The organism is Cognataquiflexum rubidum (assembly GCF_022538115.1).
In the GTDB taxonomy this organism is placed as follows: Bacteria; Bacteroidota; Bacteroidia; order Cytophagales; family Cyclobacteriaceae; genus Cognataquiflexum; species Cognataquiflexum rubidum.
Window position 1 is genome coordinate 103,554 of sequence record NZ_JAKZAL010000011.1, and the last position, 20,228, is coordinate 123,781.

Annotated in this window: 15 protein-coding genes; 2 read left to right on the forward strand and 13 right to left on the reverse strand. The window is 42.2% G+C overall.

What is annotated here, in order from left to right; all coding sequences use genetic code 11:
* Positions 1 to 64 precede the first annotated feature (64 nt).
* From MMU05_RS13185 to MMU05_RS13215, 7 genes are all read right to left on the reverse strand, one after another.
* Positions 65 to 2,746, reverse strand: coding sequence for a fimbria/pilus outer membrane usher protein (locus tag MMU05_RS13185; RefSeq protein ID WP_241142142.1), 2,682 nt, complete (start codon positions 2,744 to 2,746; stop codon positions 65 to 67).
* A gap of 346 nt (positions 2,747 to 3,092) precedes the next feature.
* Positions 3,093 to 3,923 carry a hypothetical protein gene (locus MMU05_RS13190; RefSeq protein ID WP_241142143.1) on the reverse strand — a complete coding sequence of 277 codons (831 nt, stop codon included), beginning with the start codon at positions 3,921 to 3,923 and terminating at the stop codon, positions 3,093 to 3,095.
* Between the two features lie 62 nt (positions 3,924 to 3,985).
* Positions 3,986 to 4,516, reverse strand: coding sequence for a DUF4402 domain-containing protein (locus MMU05_RS13195; protein WP_241142144.1), 531 nt, complete (start codon positions 4,514 to 4,516; stop codon positions 3,986 to 3,988).
* Positions 4,517 to 4,691: 175 nt separating this feature from the next.
* Complete coding sequence (locus MMU05_RS13200) at positions 4,692 to 5,129, reverse strand: hypothetical protein (protein ID WP_241142145.1); 438 nt, start codon at positions 5,127 to 5,129, stop codon at positions 4,692 to 4,694.
* A complete protein-coding gene (locus MMU05_RS13205) occupies positions 5,122 to 5,754 on the reverse strand; it encodes a hypothetical protein (protein ID WP_241142146.1) in 633 nt (210 codons plus the stop codon). Before MMU05_RS13205 ends, MMU05_RS13200 begins: the two co-directional genes overlap by 8 nt.
* A 1-nt stretch (position 5,755) precedes the next feature.
* The gene (locus MMU05_RS13210) at positions 5,756 to 6,268 is read right to left on the reverse strand and encodes a hypothetical protein (protein WP_241142147.1); all 513 of its coding nucleotides are present in this window, start codon (positions 6,266 to 6,268) and stop codon (positions 5,756 to 5,758) included.
* Position 6,269: 1 nt separating this feature from the next.
* Entirely contained in the window at positions 6,270 to 9,947 is a 3,678-nt protein-coding gene (locus tag MMU05_RS13215; RefSeq protein ID WP_241142148.1) for a T9SS type A sorting domain-containing protein, read from the reverse strand.
* A 1,060-nt stretch (positions 9,948 to 11,007) separates the two neighbouring features.
* Here MMU05_RS13215 and MMU05_RS13220 point away from each other — a divergent pair.
* Positions 11,008 to 11,406, forward strand: a complete 399-nt coding sequence (locus MMU05_RS13220) for a response regulator (protein ID WP_241142149.1) — start codon at positions 11,008 to 11,010, stop codon at positions 11,404 to 11,406.
* Here MMU05_RS13220 and MMU05_RS13225 read toward each other — a convergent pair.
* The gene (locus MMU05_RS13225) at positions 11,384 to 14,692 is read right to left on the reverse strand and encodes a PAS domain S-box protein (protein WP_241142150.1); all 3,309 of its coding nucleotides are present in this window, start codon (positions 14,690 to 14,692) and stop codon (positions 11,384 to 11,386) included. The two genes, MMU05_RS13220 and MMU05_RS13225, sit on opposite strands and share 23 nt — an antisense overlap.
* Positions 14,693 to 14,820: 128 nt before the next feature.
* Between MMU05_RS13225 and MMU05_RS13230 the strand changes: the two genes are divergently transcribed.
* Positions 14,821 to 15,528 carry a LytR/AlgR family response regulator transcription factor gene (locus MMU05_RS13230; RefSeq protein ID WP_241142151.1) on the forward strand — a complete coding sequence of 236 codons (708 nt, stop codon included), beginning with the start codon at positions 14,821 to 14,823 and terminating at the stop codon, positions 15,526 to 15,528.
* 110 nt (positions 15,529 to 15,638) lie between these two features.
* Here the strand turns inward: MMU05_RS13230 and MMU05_RS13235 are convergent, their stop codons facing one another.
* The 5 genes from MMU05_RS13235 to MMU05_RS13255 form a co-directional block, all read right to left on the reverse strand.
* Positions 15,639 to 16,286, reverse strand: coding sequence for a peroxiredoxin (locus tag MMU05_RS13235; protein ID WP_241142152.1), 648 nt, complete (start codon positions 16,284 to 16,286; stop codon positions 15,639 to 15,641).
* Positions 16,287 to 16,653: 367 nt separating this feature from the next.
* Complete coding sequence (locus MMU05_RS13240) at positions 16,654 to 16,989, reverse strand: thioredoxin family protein (RefSeq protein ID WP_241142153.1); 336 nt, start codon at positions 16,987 to 16,989, stop codon at positions 16,654 to 16,656.
* Positions 16,980 to 18,356, reverse strand: coding sequence for a hypothetical protein (locus MMU05_RS13245; RefSeq protein WP_241142154.1), 1,377 nt, complete (start codon positions 18,354 to 18,356; stop codon positions 16,980 to 16,982). The genes MMU05_RS13240 and MMU05_RS13245 overlap by 10 nt, the downstream gene beginning before the upstream one ends.
* Positions 18,353 to 19,423: a c-type cytochrome gene (locus MMU05_RS13250; RefSeq protein WP_241142155.1), complete on the reverse strand. Its 1,071-nt coding sequence runs from the start codon at positions 19,421 to 19,423 to the stop codon at positions 18,353 to 18,355. The genes MMU05_RS13245 and MMU05_RS13250 overlap by 4 nt, the downstream gene beginning before the upstream one ends.
* A gap of 87 nt (positions 19,424 to 19,510) precedes the next feature.
* Positions 19,511 to 20,227 (reverse strand): acyl-[acyl-carrier-protein] thioesterase, encoded by a 717-nt coding sequence (locus tag MMU05_RS13255; RefSeq protein ID WP_241142156.1) that lies wholly within the window; start codon positions 20,225 to 20,227, stop codon positions 19,511 to 19,513.
* Position 20,228: the final 1 nt, after the last annotated feature.

The following is a 20,228-nucleotide window of genomic DNA, read 5'->3' on the forward strand; positions in this document are numbered from 1 at the left end:
CGGTCATCGGTCATCCGACAATTTCCTGGGAAACCATATGAATCTAAAAAGTGACCACTCCACTTCACTCCTTCTTATACCTCAGCTTAAAATTCAAATTCTCTAGATAATCCCCATCTGCCAAGGCTTTGATTTCAAACTCCAAGATTCCGGGTTCGGAGGTGACATTCATAAACTCTAACTGCTTTGGATCGGCGGAAAGTCTGTATTTGCCAGGCATTAGACCAAAGACATAGAAACCACCATCTGTAAATGTCCTCAAAAGTTGTAATGGTTCACTGTCATTCAGTTTTTCCAAAACCAAACGCAAACCTCCCAATCCCTCTTCTTTGCCACTGTGGTCCACTACTACAAATCCTTCAATGATTCCTGTCTGGTATAGCGGGATATCAATGCTTCTATACCTGTTTGGTTCGGCAACAAAGGTAAACCGCTTGACTTTTGGTGCTAAGTTGGGATTGGGAAGTGCATGGATATCGACTTCCATCTGGTATTTCCAATAAGACTGCAATTGGGTAATCCTCAATATCCCATCAGAACCCAAAATCATATTTGCGGATCTGTCCAAGCGTATCGCTTTGGCAGGCACTACCACTTCTCCCGGATCGAAGGTCCCGTTTTCATTGGCGTCAATAAAGAGACGAACCGCCACACCTGATCGGGTAACTTGGTCTCTATTGTCCGGCAAAATATGTCCTCCCGGGTCAATGCCGAGAGATCCTGTGATCGCCTGTTGTGCTGAATAGGTATTCCTGCTTGCCGAAAACTGCGTTGAGGTTCTTACTCCCCTGAAATCATATAGGAATCCCAATTGAAACTGACCTTTCTTCCTGATGGCATCCATTTCATAGCCCATGGTCAACCTACCCATCTTGAAGAGCGTCTGCGATATCATGAGATTGTAGGAAATCGGGGTTTTGTTGTAAGTGTCAAACCTGTACTGTCCCCTGAAAAACATCCCCCTTACAAAAACCGGAATACTCGGGTTTCTTTTGAGGGTATAGGTCATCGAGGCTGTGAATTGGCCGATGGCATTGTAAAGATTTGGCGGCTCTATGCCGGTTCCTGTATCCCTGACTCCACTGATGCGGGCCCGATAATTGACTCTCGCCACAATCCTACCAAACTGCGTGTTGAAATCAGTTTGGAAATTTGTCCTAAACCCACTTTCGTACCATTGTCTTTCTCCGGTGAGCCTGAATCCGGAGAATTTACCAAATGTCTTGAAAGGAAAAAATGCATTTAGATTGGCCTCTCGGATCTGACCCATAAGATTGAATTCTGACCCCGGTACGAATTCTGTAAACTGCGCATTGATGCTGGTATTGTTGGCATAAAAAACCGAGGCCGAAGCCTGGTAATGCCTGTCGGGCAAAACATCGACATTGAGAAGGTATTGTTGTAAAATCCGAGCCGATAGGCCCACCACACCATAAGTCATATTTTTACCAAAAACTGCCCCATTATCCACACCTGCCCTGACTGTCAGTGCATTGGTAACTCCATACGCAATGTCCGCATGGCCGATCAGGTCGTTGTCCAAACTGTCAATACCTGTTTGAGCTATTCCTGCCTGTATGTTATAAGTTACAAATCCTTTGGGCAAAAAAGTAAAGGGTATCTGCAATTGTCTTTCCTCTATGGTGACTTCCCCTTGTGGGGTATAAATCCTGATCGCAAGACGGACCACTCCAAAAGTAATCGGGGCATTGAACCTGTAGTAACCGACATCATCAGCCCTGAGAAAATCCACCAACTGTCCACCGATTAAAAGCTCCACTTCCGAATCAGGTTCTGTATATCCATCGATGACAAAAACGTCTAGCTTCATCCGCGGGATAACGGGATTGTTGGTCACGCCAACTCCCAATATACCGACAGAATTATTGAGTCCGGTGGTACTGATCTGACCTACTGTAATTCCGGTCATGCCCGCATTCTTATCCGGAAGAAGACCTCCCGGCAAAACATATCGCCACCTTGCCCCCGAAAAGGAGGACAGAAGATTTCCGTCCAAAACTGTTCCTGAATAAATTCCCTGCACATCTCCTCCAAAAAGTTCCATCCCTGCATTCAGAAGAATGCCCATGTTTCGATTTTCATCGCTAACATTATAATTCACGTTGTAATCCAACATCCCCGGAGCAAAAAGCTTCCTGTCTCTACCGTAAAGCAATGGAGCATCAGATTGATCTCTATTGGCAGAAGATTGCTTCATTTTTCTTCTCAGTGCCTCTCTTTTTTGTCTTTCATCTATGGGAAGTGAATGCTCTGCAGTCAGACTGAGAGACAACGCATTGAAATTAATCAGGAAATTCAGACCAAAAATCCTGGAATAGTAATCGGGGTGAAGGTAAATGTCCATTTGTCCGACATAAAACTTATCGGCAGGAAGGTTTTCCCTGTTGCCTTTAATGGTAACTAATCCCAAAAGAGGATCAATTAGCCAATTGTCATTTTTGGTAGGGTAAAACCCCTGAAGTCCTTTCCCGTTGCTTGTTTTCTCATTACCTATATACAACATGCTCAGCACTTCGCCCAAGGGCAAAAAAGGCACATCGTCAAAAAATACCACATTCAGGTATGCCTGTCCCAAGGAAGGATAAGAAAAAGTAAGCATGGCTTCGCCATCAGGTTCTTGCTTTGCTTCTGCGGTTTTGGATGAAAGCATCAAAAAAACAGTCAAAAGCATAGAAAGAACCCCTGCTAGTTTCCTGACATGGGCAAAATTATATGGGTGAATCAAGGTAATATTTTAAAAAAGCGAGATAAATAATTTAAAGTTAGGACGGAAGACGGAAGTCGGAAGACCCCCGCCTGTCGTCGGGCAGGGATGTAACGGAGACTGTGCATCCAAACAGCTGTAATGCAGAAGAGTCTCTTTAATTCATTGAGACAATTCTCCGCCGCGGCGGATCAGTGTGACGAACCCGGAAATTTGTGATTCAAAATCATAATGGTTCTTCTTGGATATACACTCCCTTACCGTTGACCAAATAAAACCCGGATTGAATTTCAATTGGAGCGGCTATGGACTACCGACTGTGGTCTCTGGACTAAGTAGCATATGACCACATAATCCTTTCCTATTCTCAGGGAATCCTTACCAGAACTCTTTTGGAAATAGGACTGCTTTGTACCAAATCAGAGGAGGCTATATCAGCCCTTTTGGTTTGGAAGAGAAGCTCAAGCTGGTATTCTCCGGAGGACAATCCTTCAGGAATATCGACCTCAATTCCTTTTTTGCCTGAAAAATACATAGCTACCGTTTCTTCTTTTTGGGAAACAGTCTTTTCGGATCCATCCTTTAGCGACGCAGATACACTTCCTAGAAACGGAGAGTTGCCTGTAGTCACAAATTCCGCGATTGCACGGACTTTTCCGTCTTGCATAGAAGTAGTCACATTTCCGATTTCCAGTCCGGTATTGGTCTGTCCGTTTTTGTAAAATGCCGCAATCACCTGGTCAAATTTGAAATTGATCTGGGTAGAAACTTCGGATTCTACAATCTGATCTACATCCTGTGCCTGGTTATTGGAAGTTACTTTGACACGGGTGAAGTAAGTTCCTGCCGGCAATGACCTGTCAGGTCTCAGCTGAATCCTTACAGTCTGCTGCTGTTGTGGTGCCAAGACGAAAGTTCGTGGAAATGCCCTCAAACGGTCTCCCAGTCCATATTGCATGTCTTTGATACTGTCTCCATAGACCATAATCAGATTGCCCAATTCATCACTTCCGGGATAACCAAACAGAAAACTCACATTGATCTCTTGGTTGACCTCCGATGGATTGGTGATGTACAGTGACGCAATGCCATTCTCATCTATAAAAACCGAAGTCGGTGCAATAGAAATCTGCGCCAAAGCGGGCACAGCCAAAAACAGGAATAAGCTTACAGATAAAGCTAGAAATATATTTTTCATAAAATTGAAGAGTTAAAAAGTCGGCGGGGTAACCGCCGACTTAAAGTTTGATATTTGTAATCCTAGTTATACTCAGCGCTGATGTTGAAAGTACCTGAGTAAGTACCTGTAACCTGGTTTGTAAGAGCAGGGAAAGAACCACCTATCCATAGGTAGAATACGTTGAGTGCTAGATTCACTGTGCTTCCACTTGCAACAGGAGTAGCAGAAGCTCTGTTGGTAATAATTGGATTACCAATCACCTCAGTAGTGACCACAATTGAATTTCCTCCACCGTCACTTAAGTTTACAGTCGGGTCGTAAAAAATTGACACAGGACCGTTAGCTCCGCTTAGGTTAAATTGAGCAACATTGGTAACAGAACCTGTATTGACGTTATCTGCTGCATTATTTGCGTCCAATACAACTGCACCTGGCGTAGTAGCAGAAACCCTACCGAAGTTGATGGAATTCAAAGTTCCATCCAAATTAATGGTCAAATCCTGAAGGATTTCAGCAGTAGCAGGTGCTGTAGCTGCTTTTTGTGCGTAAGATGTACCTGCGAGTGCTACAAAGAAAGTAGCGATGATAAGGGATTTAAGAATTGTTTTCATTTTGTTGTTGTTTAAATAATTAAAAATTTGTTAGAGTCTATTTTACTTTTTGTTTTTGTTTTTACTTTTTTTTAATCTTTTTTTTTTTCAAAATGTATCCATCTGTGATGGATTGTGGATTTGGGGAGATGTTACATAAGCTATTCAGTTAAGAGTTTTCGAAATTTTTTAAATTTTAATGGTATTCTATTGTTGTTTTTATTCCAGGCAAAATCGGTATTCCAATCCAGGCCCTGACCTGTTGAATATCGGGTTTGATATTTCGGATCAGCATTCCTTTGCTGTTCATTTGAAAGTTTGCTTTACCCGATTCAAATTGCAGGGCACTTCCAAAATCCGACGTTCCGTTATTGACTATGTAAAGCGTCTCGTTTGCGTCCTTACCAGAGAAATCCGATTTTAGATTTACAGTCACTTGGATGTTTTCCTGAACCACCATCTCAACCCACCTCATTCCATCTTGCCCACCTATTGTTTGTGGCAGGACGATCCTTGGATTGAAGTTGACTCCTGCGGGAAGGACCAACCGGACACTGACCATCTGGGCTTCAGACTTGCTGATATTTCCCAATACCAACACAGAGACAATCACCATGAAACAAAACCTAATCATAGCTTGTAAAGGAAACGTTGATGTTGATTTCTCCTTCATACCTTCCTGCCGCCACCATTCCTACCGGACCAAACGTTCCATATAAGTACAGGTAAGCCTTGGCCTTTGGTCGGGTGAATGCTCCGTCTTCGGGTGAAGGCGGTGCTGATGGGGCACCTGAACTCCTCCTGCTGACAGGAAAGGTGATGCTGTAAAACCCTGCCGGAAGCTCCACTGCGCTCAGTTTCCCACTCAGTTCATCTACCGGACTCATATTGTTATATGCTACTTTGAGTAGAAAAGGAATGGACTCCGTAGGATTGTCGGTAAGGACAAAAACCGAAGGCGCACTGATGTCTACCGTCAAGTCAAATCCTTCCGGCGCTTCTATCTCATAGATTACGGCTTGATTGTCCGCAAGACCAATTGTAACGGCTTCTGTTCCCGGGACCAATGCACGTTGCTTTTGGTTAAAATCCAAAGTCGGCATTGCGCCCTGCGGGGAGAGAATGGTGATATCATCACTTCCGGTCCAGGTATTGAAACTGATCCTCTGGGCAAAACCTGTCCCTGCTCCTATCAAAAGGAAGAGACAAATGCCCAATAGCATCGTGAAACCTGCAATATGAGAATGAACTTTGATCATTTTATATATACTCCAATTCAATGATAAATTCAGACAAATAAACTCCCGGTGTGGCTTGGGTCAGGTCGAGATTTGCCCCAAGCCAGACGTATAATTCTCCATCCGGACCAATAGGAAATACTCCTTCTCCTACATCTAGTAGCGCACTTTGCAACTGCAAATCATTGAATGCAGCACTCAGGATATATTGAGCCGAAACAACACCGATTCCATCGCTTGCTTCTCTGATCAATTCATTTTGAAGGTAAGTGATCCTTACTCTCGCACCTGGACTGCCGTTGATTTTGAACATTCCCGCAAACTCACTTGTAATTGGAGACACTACCAAGGCTCCGTTCATGACAGGCGGATTGACTAAATCGATGTTCCGGATTGTGAGCATGTTCAGGTTGTCAGTAACCGTTGCTGTTGCCCGCACACTTAATGATGCAAATCCGGAATTACTCGATTGGCCAAAAGATGCCACACTCCCAAAGCAACCGAAAACCAGAAATAATATGTAAAGTCTTCTCATTTCAGTTTTTGATCAGTTTTTGGGTAAATCGATAATCATTCGTGGCCAATTGGATGACATACATGCCCGGTGACAATTTATTACTAGCCGGAATCCAATCCAGTTCATGTATTCCGGTTCCATATTCAGTTGCCGAAAATCCACCTACCACTTGGCCCATCAGGTCATATACCAGAATTTCTGCTTTGGCCGATTCAGGTAAGAAAAACCTGATTTTGGCTGAATCTCTGAATGGATTTGGGCTTACCGGAAATAACTTCGGAAAATCCGGTAGGTATTCAATTTGGTCCTCTTTAAAAGCGCCACCGATATAGATGGTAAAAGGCCTGGTCGGAGACTTTGAGTTAATTTTTGCATGGATTTCGCCTGTTGGATAGGGTGATTGAAATATTATTGCTTTCGGCAATTCAAGTTCATTAGAGGATAGCCTGGCTTTTTTTGCAGGGAGTTCGGGGGCTTGAAAATCGAATGAATAGGCTGTTTGCTCCCTCATATTGATGGCCTTTTCATTCAGATGGTCCATCAAAACAATGTTTTTATCATTAGGCAGTTCAGCCGGCAGTGTCCAATTCATCAGGAAAGATCCTTTGAAAGCTTTCCCATTTTTGGAAGCTGCCAAATGCAACGGAATGACCATTTCTTGTTCGCCGATCAATGGAAGGTTGTTGATGACCAAAGGAATGCCTGTGCGAATAGACCCATAGGTATAAAGGAATAGCCAATCGTTACCCAATGACTCCAATTGAAAGGCATCTTTTGGGTCGATGGTTTCTTTCCCATCTTTTCCAAAGCTGATAAATGATTCGGCCTGCATTTCTTCACCCGTTACCCCGAGTTGGATAGCAAATGGCTCCTCTACTGATTTTCTGCCGAAAAAATCTTTTGTGACATCAGTTTTTACACCATTGTCCGTCAACTGAAGAACAGGGTTTTCGCTGTTGGTTTTCACCCAAAATGCCTGATAAGGAGCTAATCGGCCATTTTCCAAAGTACCGAGTGTCCCATTGTGCGTCAGAAAAGAATTGGTTGACGGATCCCATACATAGATCGTGTTGTCGATATTCGTTTTTGTCCAACCTGTAGGAGAAAAGAAATCGATCATGCTTGCTGTCGGATTGGCGATCAGGTTGAAGCCGGCGTCAGCTAAATTGACTTCGGTGAGTTCGCCTGCGTCTGCCACCAGATTGGTATCCCTCGCTGTGAAAGTGACTCCAAAATCAAATATTCCGTTGGCAAGGTTCGGTTCGGTTCCGGTAGCAGCCATCGTAAGTGGCAATACATCGGAGTAGTTTCCACCACCGGATGGTCTCTCTGCACCATTGAATACATACAGGTAATGTCCCCTTCCCGAAGGCACTGCATCAGAAATCTGAGCAGGCTTTCTCCAGGATTGGAGGCTTGTACCTTTGTCCGTCTCATCAGACCACAATATGTTGGGTTGAAAAGCGGGATTATTGGATCCGGGAAATCCCTGGCTTTCCAAATTGGAAAGAATATCTGCATAGGTAGTACCGACAGGAGAGCCCATCATTCTCCAACCTTTGTTGCCGGTCAATTCCTGTTGGACTTCCAAAGTTGGGTTTGCTGAACTGAAATTGAGGTAAACAGCAGCAGGGTTCAAGACGATTTTGGCAGAGCCGGAAGTAGTCATTGATGCTGTATTATCGATCGTCATTAGGGCAGATGGTCTAACGGTCACAGTAAAAGGCGAGGAAATATTCACCAAGCCTTCTACCAAAAAATTCCCGTTAATTTCTATGTTTCCTGTCACTGTTTTAAGACCTGTTCCTGAAACCCTGAGGCTATTGAAAGTGCCGCCGGCAATGTTCGCGTCCCCATTTTGATCGAATACAACCAATCCATTTCCCGGAATAAATACACCTTCAACATTCCAGTTTCCGGCAACCTGATGTGTAAAACCGGATCCCGTAAAGGTGGTTCCTGCTCCGATTAGGACATTACCACCGAAATTGATCCCTTCGACAGCTGTCACCGAGACAGTTCCTGACATTTCAAAGTCGGAACAAAGAGTATTGGTCCCAACCTGCAAGGTTTTGATTCCCGTTCCGCTAAGTAATAATTTCCCGTAAGTCGATGGGCTATTGATGTTGGCGACAGTTTGGTTGATACCGTAATATTCTATGGTACTGTTACAGCCAATCACGTGGGAAGTATAATTGGACGGGAGTGAGTTGGTTCCGCCGATTCGGAGCAATGCCCCATCCGCTACGGTCAACGTTCCGCCTATTACTGTTCGGTTAGCAGTAAATGTCGACAAATCAAGTCCTCCGGCGATGATGGAGAGGTTGGTGACAATGGCTGTATTTCGGAATAGGCTAAGCGTATGATTACCGGTCAGACCGGAGTTTTCTACAGTCAGGCTATTGACCGTAGTGGGCAGCCCGTTACCGGAACTTTGGTTTGTCTGACCGCTGTAAATGTAATTTGCACCGGTATTGTAAGATCTCGCTCCAGTCACTCTCACCATTCCGGTGGCACCCGTGGTGGTTATTCCCTGTGCTGATTTGATTCCAAGTGTTGCGCCAGTTTGAAGGGTAAAAGTACCGCCACCAAGGAACACCGTATTGGAATCAGCCGGACGGACATATGCCCCGGTCGACACGATATAGTTGATCACATTGGTGACGGTCCCGCCAGATGTATAAGTCTGGGGATTAGTGGTATTCCCATTAAAAATAATTCTACCTGAACCTGTAGCTGTTTCGTTGATCGTGCCGCCTGTATGGGTGAAGTCCCTGGCAATATTTAAGGTGCCGATGGCGGTATTGCTGATACTCATGTTTAGCAATCCGCCTGTGATAGTGGCACTTCCAAGAACTGTAATGCTCCTTTGTGCTCCTGTGGCATTGACTATTGCATACCTTCCTCCGGAGATTTGGAAATTTCCCCCTATAGTGTAAGCAGCACTCCCTTGTCTGATTTCTCCCGTTGCGGTACCATTTTGAATGATCAAATTCCCCGCAATCCCCAAAGGTGAAAAAGTCATGTTTACAGTCATGGCCGGGGATTGAAAAATAACGTTTCCAAAATTTTGGTTTGTACTTCCTACCGTTGTGCCTGTGATGCCTGTCAGCCTTGTCGTTGAAGTCGGATTCCAAGTTGCAAAAGGAAGGGCAGTCCCATTTCTCGCATGTGTATATTCTGCATTTGGACCAAAGACTATTTTGGCAGTGGCAGAGCTAGTGAAACTTCCTCCTGTATTGGTGATTTTGCCATTGATGGTGATCAATGTACCGGCATTACCTGTATTGATATTCCCGTTTGTTCCTAAAATCAATTCTCCGTCAATCACGGCGGAAGCGCTTGCCGCCAAAGTGATCCTGAGTCTGCTTGTCCCTCTAATGGTAAGTGTCGCTCCGGAATCTACGATCCAATCTACACCTGTTCCGTTGTTTATATTAAAATTCTGGTTATTGACAGTTGAGGCTAAAGTGATATTGGAATTATTGGTAATGATAAGCCCCCTGATAGTTTGGCTGGGTACTCCTGTGATGGTCAAGGTCTGACCGGAATTAAAGCGAAGAATATCCGTAGTTGCAGGAGTGGTTCTGGTAGGAGACCAGTTGGAGCCGGTTGCCCAAGAACCATTGTTGGCACCGATCCAGGTATACGTCGTCTGTCCCCAAGACATCATGGGCATAAATGCTAGCAGTACCAAGCAGCAAATTTTTGCTGCCGGTACGCCTTTAAAAAACGATATGTTACTATCAGGTTGCATTTATTAAAATGAGGTTATATTTATTTTAATATTTTTCCAACAAATCACAATATTTAACAAGAAGTCGATCGCTATACGTCAATCTATTTTGTCGATAAAGTTTTTCTAACAATTGGGGTAGACTATCCTATGGATAATCTTTGGAAATAAAGATGCTTTTTGAAGAAGAGGGTGATCTTCTTATTGATTCTTCCCAAATAGTAACAGGTGATTTACTTTTGGGAAGTCATAAAGGAAACTAGGGCTGGGGTGATTGTTCCTTACTTATTTCTTCTGAGGAATATCAAATTTTCCGATTCCTGAGAAGCCACTTTTTAAAATTCCACTATCGTTTAATCGAAGAGTTTTTTAAACCAAAGAGATATTCTTGCGAGATAATTTCTTGTTCTAAATGTGATGCAATATAAATACAAATATCAAAAACAAAACTTTTTATAATAAAATAAATAGAATGCTTATGATTTTGTATGTATTTTTAAATAATACCGTATTTTTAATATGTGACAATTATTGTATTAGCAAAATACTTATCTGCATTTTGTAGCAGAATTTTGACAGATTACCCTTGTGAAAAAAAATTTACCAAAAACATGCATTTTTTTTTCTGTTGGAAATTTTAAAGCTTAAAAAGGGTCTAAAATCAACTCCTCTATCGGGTTTTAAAGCCATTTAAAAGTGATTTTTTGATAATGAAGTGCGTCCCAAAATTAACCAACGGAAGATTCAAAATAATAGAATGCTTATAGGGGAGAAACCTTTCAAATAGGAGTTCAAAATAGCTTTTGTCCTTTTTTTTATTTTGATATTATTATTTTTCAAAGAAAAAACTATGTAAAAAAACAAAAGACCAAATCACCCAATTGAAAAGAGAATTCATTTGGGTAGCAGTTGGAAATCGAGGGAATCAACCCTTTTCCAATAGGACAGATAATTTACAAATAATAGCAACAAGGTATCAGATAGGCAGTTTTGAAAGTAAATTTTATCAAAAATAGAAGAAATGAATATTCTGCTCGTGGATGATAACCCTACCATCAGATCTGAATTTTCCCGCTTCTTTACAGAAAATGGTCATCAGGTAACTGAAGCACAAAGCGGGAAAGATGGGATCGTTAAGTACTATACTATCGGTTCGACTTATTTTGACATTATTGTCACGGATACAGTCCTGTGTGGAATGTCCGGAAAAGAGATGGCTGAAAGAATAAAATATAGCTATTTGGGAAGCAAAGTCCCAATCTTGGCCATTTCCCCAGACTTTGAGCAGGACTACCGTGCTAACGCTGATTCCATTTTCAGCCTCGTACTTCCCAAAGACATCAGCAAAGCCAAAATACTTGACTTTTGCTTGTTAATGGCGGGACGGTCAAAATCACTTACGCTTTGTAGGGTAGTTTGACGGTAAATTCTGACCCTTCACTTAGCTCACTTTTGAAGCTCATCTTACCACCCAACTTTTTGACAAATTCATAGACGATACTCAGGCCAAGGCCCGTCCCTTTGATGTTGGAGACGTTTTTGGATCTGAAAAAGGAATCGAAAATATACTTTTGGTCTTCTTTGGGAATTCCCACACCATAATCTCTGACGGAAATTTCAAAGGTTTTTGCCTTATATATCAGGGTAAGTTCAGGCGCTTGGTTCTCCGGCAATGAATATTTGAGGGCATTTTCGATGATGTTCTTGAAAACATGGGTAAGCCATACAGGATCGGAATAAATCAATTTTTCCTTTTCCGGATAGTGTAGCTTAATCTTGTTTGCCAGGGTTTTTTGGTCGTTGAATTCCGAAATCAAAGAAGAAATAAATCCGATGATGTACAATGGTTGGGAGACAGATTTCACTTTCCCTTGTTCGTTTTTTTCCAGGATCAAAACATCATTGATCACATTGTTCAATCTCTTGATTTGATTCAATATGCGGTTCAGATGGGTTTCAAGCTGTTCTTTTGAAATCTGTACATCTTCTTTTTCCGACATCATCAGTAAAAGGTCCGTACTGCTCAGGATGGTGGATAAGGGTGTGCGAAACTCGTGGGAAGTCATAGATATAAATCTTGACTTCAACTGGTTCAATTCCTTTTCTTTTAAAATGGCTTTTTTCAGTTCCTTTATTCCTAGCTCCCTTTCTGTTACATCCCGCGAAGTGGCAAGAATAGAAAATACATTTCCTTTCTCATCTTTCAGAGGCTTAAGCAATACCTCAAGAAATACTGTTGTTCCGTTGTTTTTATGCTTATGGGGTAAGACTACTTTGGATTGGTTTCCGATCTGATTCTTGACATCAGGAACATTGAAGACCACTGCGGGTGATTTCCCCACCAACTCTGCAGGCGTGTAACCCAACACTTTTTCTATTGAAGGAGAGATATACTGAAACACCATCTCTGTGTCATGGAGGGCGATAATATCACCCGTATTTTCGGAAAGCAACCGGTACATTTCGTCTGCCTCCTTTCTCATCCTGTCAGATTCTTTCTTTCTTCTGTTGATCCGGATGGCCTGAATGAGGTTTGCATAACTGGAAACCAAAGGTTCCAAGAATTGCACATCTGACATCGAATAGTCCTGGGATTTATTGGCAAGCCCCATCAATCCGACGAATTCGTCACCTTTATAAACTGGAATACCGAGATATCTATCCAATCTTGGATGTCCGTGTGGGGTTCCTCCAGCTCTGGGGTCAGCGTAGGCCTCGTTGGTAATTACGATTTTGCCAGTCCTGAGAGATTCTCCAAAGAGGGTATTCAGATTTCTGAACTCCAATCCAGTCCTATAATTTTGATTATAGAATTGTTTTGTCTCTTCAGACCACGCAATATTGGTCAGTGTGTGGGATTTGAGATATGGCAGGTTGTGCTCATCGTAAAGCACTTCCCCTATAAAGCCGAATTTACTTTCTGTGAGGTTGAGCATTTTATCCAGCAAAGTTTCCAAAGGAGAAATAAAATCCTCCTGAAGGAAAAAGCTGATCTGGGTTTCGTTGACCGCCTTCAATAATTCATTCAGCTTGTAAGCCTTTTCTTCAGCTTTTTTTCTGTCGCTGATATCAAAAAGCACCACTACCAAGGCATCCTCCCCCATAAATGGAATTCTATGAGAAGAAAGGCTGTACCATAATTCCAGTTGATTGCCCTGAACCTGAAGCTTCACCTCGAGATTTTTGACATCCCCATGACGGACAAAATATTTCGAAAGCGGCACATCTTGATTCTCCAAAGCAAAAATCTCATCAAGGGTCAGGTTAAAAATCCCCTCACTTACATTGACACCCAAAATGTCCCTGAAATCCTTATTCAGGTAATAAATATCTCCTTGTTCGATAGAACAAATAATCAGTGGGAAAGGGATGTTTTCGGTTATGGTCCTGAATCTTTCTTCACTTTTCTGAAGGTTGATCTCTTTTGTCTTGAGCTCCGTCACATCAGTGAACCTTCCGTGAACTCTCAGATTTCTACCCTTGGTGTCTTTCTCCATCCAGGATTTTTCCTGCACCCATTTGAGTTCGCCCTGATTATTGATGACCCGATAGGTCATATCCAACGATCCCGTTTCAAAAAGTTTGGCGTCTGCTTTTTCAAGTAATAACCTGTCATTTGGGTGGGCAGCTTTTCTTCTAAAATCCTTATCATCGCAAAATTGGGATTTTTGAAACCCGAGGAGGGATATATTGTCAGAAAGAAAAACACATTCCCCGGTAGCTGCATCAAAGGTATACAAGGCGTCTTTTACCGTGTTGATAATAGCCTGATTTCTTTTGTCACTTTCTTTTAATGCCTCAAGTCCCCTTTTTTCTTTGTCAATATCGATCAGTGTACCAAAAACCCCTGAGGCATTTCCTTTCTTATCCAGCATCAAAATGCCATCCATTTTGACCCAAATGGAATGTCTGTTTGCTGTTTTTAATTCAAGTTCTTTTTCAAACCTTGCTATTTTTTTTGAAATGATCTGTTCCATTTTGCTTTCCAAAGCTCCGGAGCAAGGTGCTTCCACAAAATCAAAAAATGATTTGCCGATCGAGTCATTTATAGAAAACCCTGTAATTCTTTCCCAGGTACTGTTGAGGAAATGAAGGTTCCCTTTTAAATCATACTTGAACACTACATCATTGATGTTGTTTACCAAAAATCGATAGTGCTTTTGGCTCTTTAGCAATCTTTTCTGTTGTCTTCGGACTAAGATGGTATTGCCTAAAGTGGAAGCAAAGGCATGTAACGCTGAGGCCTGTTCATTGGTAAACAAGTCCTCAGATTTACAATTGTCAAATCCGATAAATCCCCAAAAAAAATCGCCTGAAAAAATCGGGACAAACAGATAGGATAAAATCCCCTGCTCACTCATGCTTTCATAAAAATCCTTATTGACAGTCTCCTTTACCAGTTCATTGATCACCTCGTTTTGACTTAGTCTAGCGACAATTTCGGGATAGATGGACCATGGAGCATTTTGGAGAAATTCAGAATCTATCTGTGGTGCAACTCCCTCTGCACACCATTCAAATTTGTAGGAAAACAACAATTCCCCATCTTCTGCAAAATGGTTTTTGAAAATGTAAATTCTATCCACCTCCGACGAACTCCCCAAAAAATAAAGAATGTAAGGAATAGCATCCTTCAAATTTGAATTGGACTGCAATATGTGGTAAGATTCTCCTATGGCTCCAAGGATGTTTGCACTTCGATTCATATTCTCAATGATTGTGAGGATGTAAATAAAATTCAATATATTTTAAATTCAATTCACTTAATTAACATAAAAGTGCTTTTTGTTAAGATTTTCTAAATCAGAGGTTTTGGAATAATATATTGGTGACCATGGAAAAGATATTGATTGTAGAAGACGAACCAGAATTGGCCTTGAATATCAAAGATATCCTGGAGTTTATCGGTTATGAGGTGGCGGGAATTCTGGACAATGGGATAGAAGCGGTTGAGTTTTTGACCCACCATCACGTGGACATGATTTTTATGGACATACAGATTAAAGGGGCAATTGACGGGGTAGAACTCTGCAAAAAAATCAAAGCAATAAAAAATATTCCTGTAGTCTATCTGACGGCTTTTTCGGATAAATCGATCTTGGACAAAATCGCTACCACGGATTACGAGGGATATATTCTAAAACCCTTTACCCTACAGGAACTCCAATCCGCGGCTTACCTTGCATTAAAAAACCAATCAGAAAAGCCTATCCTCAACACTAAAAAGAATGTCTTTATCGTCAGAGACAAAGGCAACACCATTCCACTTCAGTTTGATGAAATTCTGTTTTTCAAAGCAGACGGACTTTATACCAAAATCCAGACAAAGACCAAGGCATACGTGGCAAGAAACATCCTCAAAGACATGATCCAAGATCTTCCTGAGGATACCTTCGTCCGAGTTCATAAGTCATACACCATCAATTACAAAGAGGTCACTTCCTTTAATGCCAAAGAAATCCACATTGGGGATTATACCATTCCGCTGCGAAGAGGCTCTTTGAAGCAAATCAAAAAGCTGATAGAATTCGAAGCTTCTTGAATTTGGCAGCCTATCCCATGGCTTACAAATTCATATTGGCTACCGCCCAGAAAATATATCAAAAAAAAAGCTACCCTCATCGGGCAGCTTTCATTGTCAAGTGAATCCGGTTAGAGACTTTTTTTGGCAAGATAGAAATCGACCATTTCGTAATCGCTAGCTTCTCTTTCCTGCATTTCTGCAACGGTTTTTGGTGGCGGTACAATCACTTTTTGTCCAGGTCTCCAGTCCAAAGGCATGGCGACTTTATGCTTGTCGGCAGTCTGCAATGCAATAAGAACACGTTTGATCTCGTCCATATTTCTACCCACATTCAAAGGATAATACATGATCAGACGGATTTTACCATTTGGATCGATAAAGAATACAGCTCTTACCGCAGCAGTCTCACTTTCGCCGGGCTGAAGCATGCCATACAATTTCGAGACTTTCATGTCGATGTCGGCGATGATCGGGAATTCGAATAGAATTCCGGAATTTTTGCGCACGTTATTGACCCAAGCAATATGTGAATGAATAGAGTCAATGCTCAATCCAATCAGCTTGGTGTCATTTTCTTCGAAGAATTTCTTTTCGAGGGCAAATCCGCTCATCTCTGTGGTACACACCGGTGTAAAATCCGCGGGATGTGAAAATAGAATCGTCCATTTCCCTTTGATATAGTCAGAAAACTTGATCGGACCTGTGGTGGTCATCGCCGCAAAATCCGGGGCCATGTCCCCAATCCTTGGCATGGAATATATTTCTTGATCGCTCATAACACTTTAACTTAATTGTTTTTGATAGATCAAATTTCCAATTATTGTCAGCCAAAACATGTGATGAATGTTACTATGAGGATTTCATTTTAAAAAAACTGTTGGGACAACGATCATTATCCGAAGGGATTCTGTTTTTTTTAAAAAGTAAATGATTTTGAGAAGAAAAATCTGGGTGACCAAACAACTATCGCTGCTTATTACGCTTAAATCTGCAAAAATATCCCCTGAAATAAAACTCTAAAGCCCTCATTTTAAACCAAGTGACGAAAAAAGTAAACCAAGTCAACGTTTAAAAAAAGTTTTTGGCGGTTTTGGTCAAATCCTCAAAACAATGAAACCAAACACCCTTTAGGACCCTGCCAAATCAACCAAACATCAAATTGTAATACCTTCCAATTTTTGTTCGCAATTCCCCCAAAGTCACCAATCCATTTGCCCTAAAAAATTCTTTTCCTTCAAAATAAACCAAGATTCCGGGCACAGCCATCATCCTAAGCTGTGCGGCCAGTTCTCTGTGTTGAATGGCTTCTAGAACGAGCAATTCCATTTCAGGAAATTCTGCCTTGACCATTTCTTGGACTTTGGGAAAAAGGCCGGTACAGACCCCGCACTTTTCTTGGAAAAAATATACCATCAAAGCGGGTTTGGCTTTCAGTAATGATTCAAACTGTGCTGCATCGACTTTTTCACTTATTTCCATTGGATCGTGTAGTTTACTATAAAATTGATGTGCACCATATTCACTTTGTTATAAATCCACTGAGGCTTTAATTCTCCGGATAGCATGTTGATTTTACTCATCAGGATCAGGTGAAAATCCAGTCCCTTTCCCCAATCGGAAGGAGCATATTTTCCCCCAAAATTAAGTTGGGCATAAGAAGGAAAACCATATTTATTGATTTCAACTCTTGATGGTTCAGGGAGAAAATGAAGCCCTGCATAACCATAGACCTGAAATCCGGATTTAAGGAAATTCCGCTGGTAATATGTCGTCAGTGCATCGACCTGGTTATAACCCTCATTTCTTTCTCTGGGGATAAAGGTAAAAAATGGGTCCCTTCCCCATTCTCTTGGACTGAGAAATCTCCCCTGCCCGTCGATCCGGGTGTAATTTGCCCACCATATCATCTTCGGATTCTTCAATCCAATCCTTCCGCTGAAAACAAAATTCAGGTCATCAGGATCTTTGTATTGCTTCAAAGGATCCGGATTCCCACCCTCTCCAACCCCGTGCTGGAGAATTACCTGCAGGCCGGTTATCAGCTTGTTGGAAGTACCTTCCAATTCCCAATCATTGTTGACCTGAGAAAGCAGTGTGGATGAAATATTGTCGACATAGGTATGGTTGACTTGGATAAGCATGTCTTTGGTCACCCTGTGCTTCCAGTCCAATATGGTTACAAAGCCACTGTTCGTATTGCCTGTATAGCCTGAGGGTTTTCCCAAGACGCTCTGTCCTTCGGGATAAACTCCAATAGATTCGCCCACATCATACCAACCTGAAGTTGATCTAGGACTTATCCTTCCTATAAAATCCGCTGAAAACTGGTTTTTGGAATCAGGTCTATAATTCGCGCTAAATCCCTCTACAAAAGTCGGGGATAATCTACCGTCTTGTGGATTGATAAATGGCATATTGATGCTCATTCTTCCCAAAACGGCGGAAAACTTTTTGGAATTATAGCGGAGTTGCAGTTCTTCCAACTTTCCAAAAAACTTATCAGAAGGGTCATTGACATCAAACAGACCTACTTCATACCTATTGAAATTGCCTGTCACCGGATCGCGCCCCGTCAGGTTTGAACTCGTAATATTGCCAAAAACGGTATATCGTCCAAGCAGGGAAAAGCCTTTATAGTCTTTTGTCTTCAGTTGGATAAAGGCGCTTTGACCCAAGGCATGGTCATCCTTGAATTCCTCCCAATAGCTCGTCGACATCCAAAACGAACGCAAGCCAACCGTTCCCTGAATGAGGGCGGGCTTTTTGGACTTGAGAGAATCCTGCTCTTGGGCGTAGTTGACCTGACTAAATGAGGATAAAAAAATCAGTAAGATGAAAGCTTTCATTTAGATGCGATTGCTCTAGCTTCTTTGATAGGTTTGAATGGACCGAATTTGTGCTGCTCTTCTGAAAAATCATCCGAGAACGGACCAAATGGATGGTCAATTGGTTTTTTGGAAATATCAGGCCAATCTTTTCTGATGTCTTTTTTGGGTCTAGGTAGGGAATTGATGTAAGCAGCCACATCCCATGCTTCTTCATCTGTCAATAGAGGTCTTTCGAAAGTCGCACCTAGAGGCATGTTGGTTTTTACATATCCCGCAAATCGTGACATTCTGAATAACCCCGCCCCATCGTTATAGCTGTTGTCTCCCCAAAGTGGCGGGTAGATATGCCCTGATTTATCGGGTTTTGGCATGCCCTGACCATCTTCCATGTGACAACTTTGGCACTGTTGGGCATAGACAGCCTTGCCCTTGACCGGATCAGAGGCCCTGTCCAAAAACGGAACTTCATAGATTCCGGAGCCTTTTGGGGATTCTCCTTTTGGCACCTCTTTGCCAAGCCAAGTCATGTAAGCCACCATGGCCACCATTTCCTTGCTGTTGTCAGCTAGGGCTTTGCCATTTAGACTCCTTTCAAAACAGTCATTGATCCGTTTTTCGACATTTTCCATCTGACCGGATCTGGCGCGGACTTTTGGGTAGGTCGAGGCGACTGCACCATAGTTGTTTCCCAAAGGAGCTGTGCCTGCGTTGAGGTGACAATTCTGACAATTCATCCCGTTGGAAATTTTCTTGACTTTGCCGTTTGGCCCAAGGTAAGCCGAGGTATTGGCGATAAGTTCTTTGCCATATTTGATGTCCTCAGCATTGGGTTCCTGATCAACAGAACTCCAATCCGGAGCCTGCCAAATCCCTTCTTTGGGAATTACTCCTTTGTAAGTATCCACTACCGCTACTGCTATCGCCTGCATATCGGTTGGTTGGGATGGATTTAAGGGAGGAAGGCTTCCCCCGCTAAATACCATCACAATCGTACCTATCAGGATGGCTGTAAGCAAGGTTACGCTGAGTAATAAACCGACCATCATGGTCAACATCTTTAGTATGGGCTGGAAAGAATCTTTCATAAGATGATAAATATATCAATTACAAAATTGACAACATTTCATGTCATAAAGATGTGATATACATCACAGTGCCCGGCTACCAATAGTTTATTTGACGGAGACCAAAAGAACGGGCCTGTTTTGGCTTGTACCGGATAATAAAAAATATTGATCCTGCTGAGACATTGACAGGAAGATGGATTCATGGAGCTTGGCTTCGGCGATGTAATTGATGACAAGATCATGGAAAACAATTCCCTCTGAAATGCACAAATCCTCCACCCAACGGATATAGCTGACATTGTTGACATGGTTATTCATATCAAGGTCAAATGGCCTGACTGTCAACTCGGTACTTTTTTCAAAGGAACCCGCAGATTCCAATTTTTCAGGTAAAAGGCCTTTTTCGGGATTTTGGGAAAATAATTCAGGCGGCAAAACCTGATTTGGTCTTTGGGGCCTTTTTGACCTGACATCCAACAAAAGCCAAGCAGACATGGATTCTGCAATCACATTTCCCTTGTCATCCTCCACCAAAAATTCACGCAATGCAAAAAGCTTGTCGATTCCTCTTCCCGCTGTCTTGACCACAATATGGTCACCCCAAGATGGCATACTGTGGACTTTGATCTGCATTCTGGAAAGTACCCACATGTACCCTTTATCAAAAAGCGACTGACCAAAATCCCGGCTGTCAGCATGCTTCCAAGCCACTTCCTGCATGAGGTCTCCCAATGCCGACCACCTCAATTTGCCAAACGGATCAATCTGGAAGGACAAAACTTCAAACTTTTTTTCAAACTGAAAGGGCTCTTTTGTTGCCATG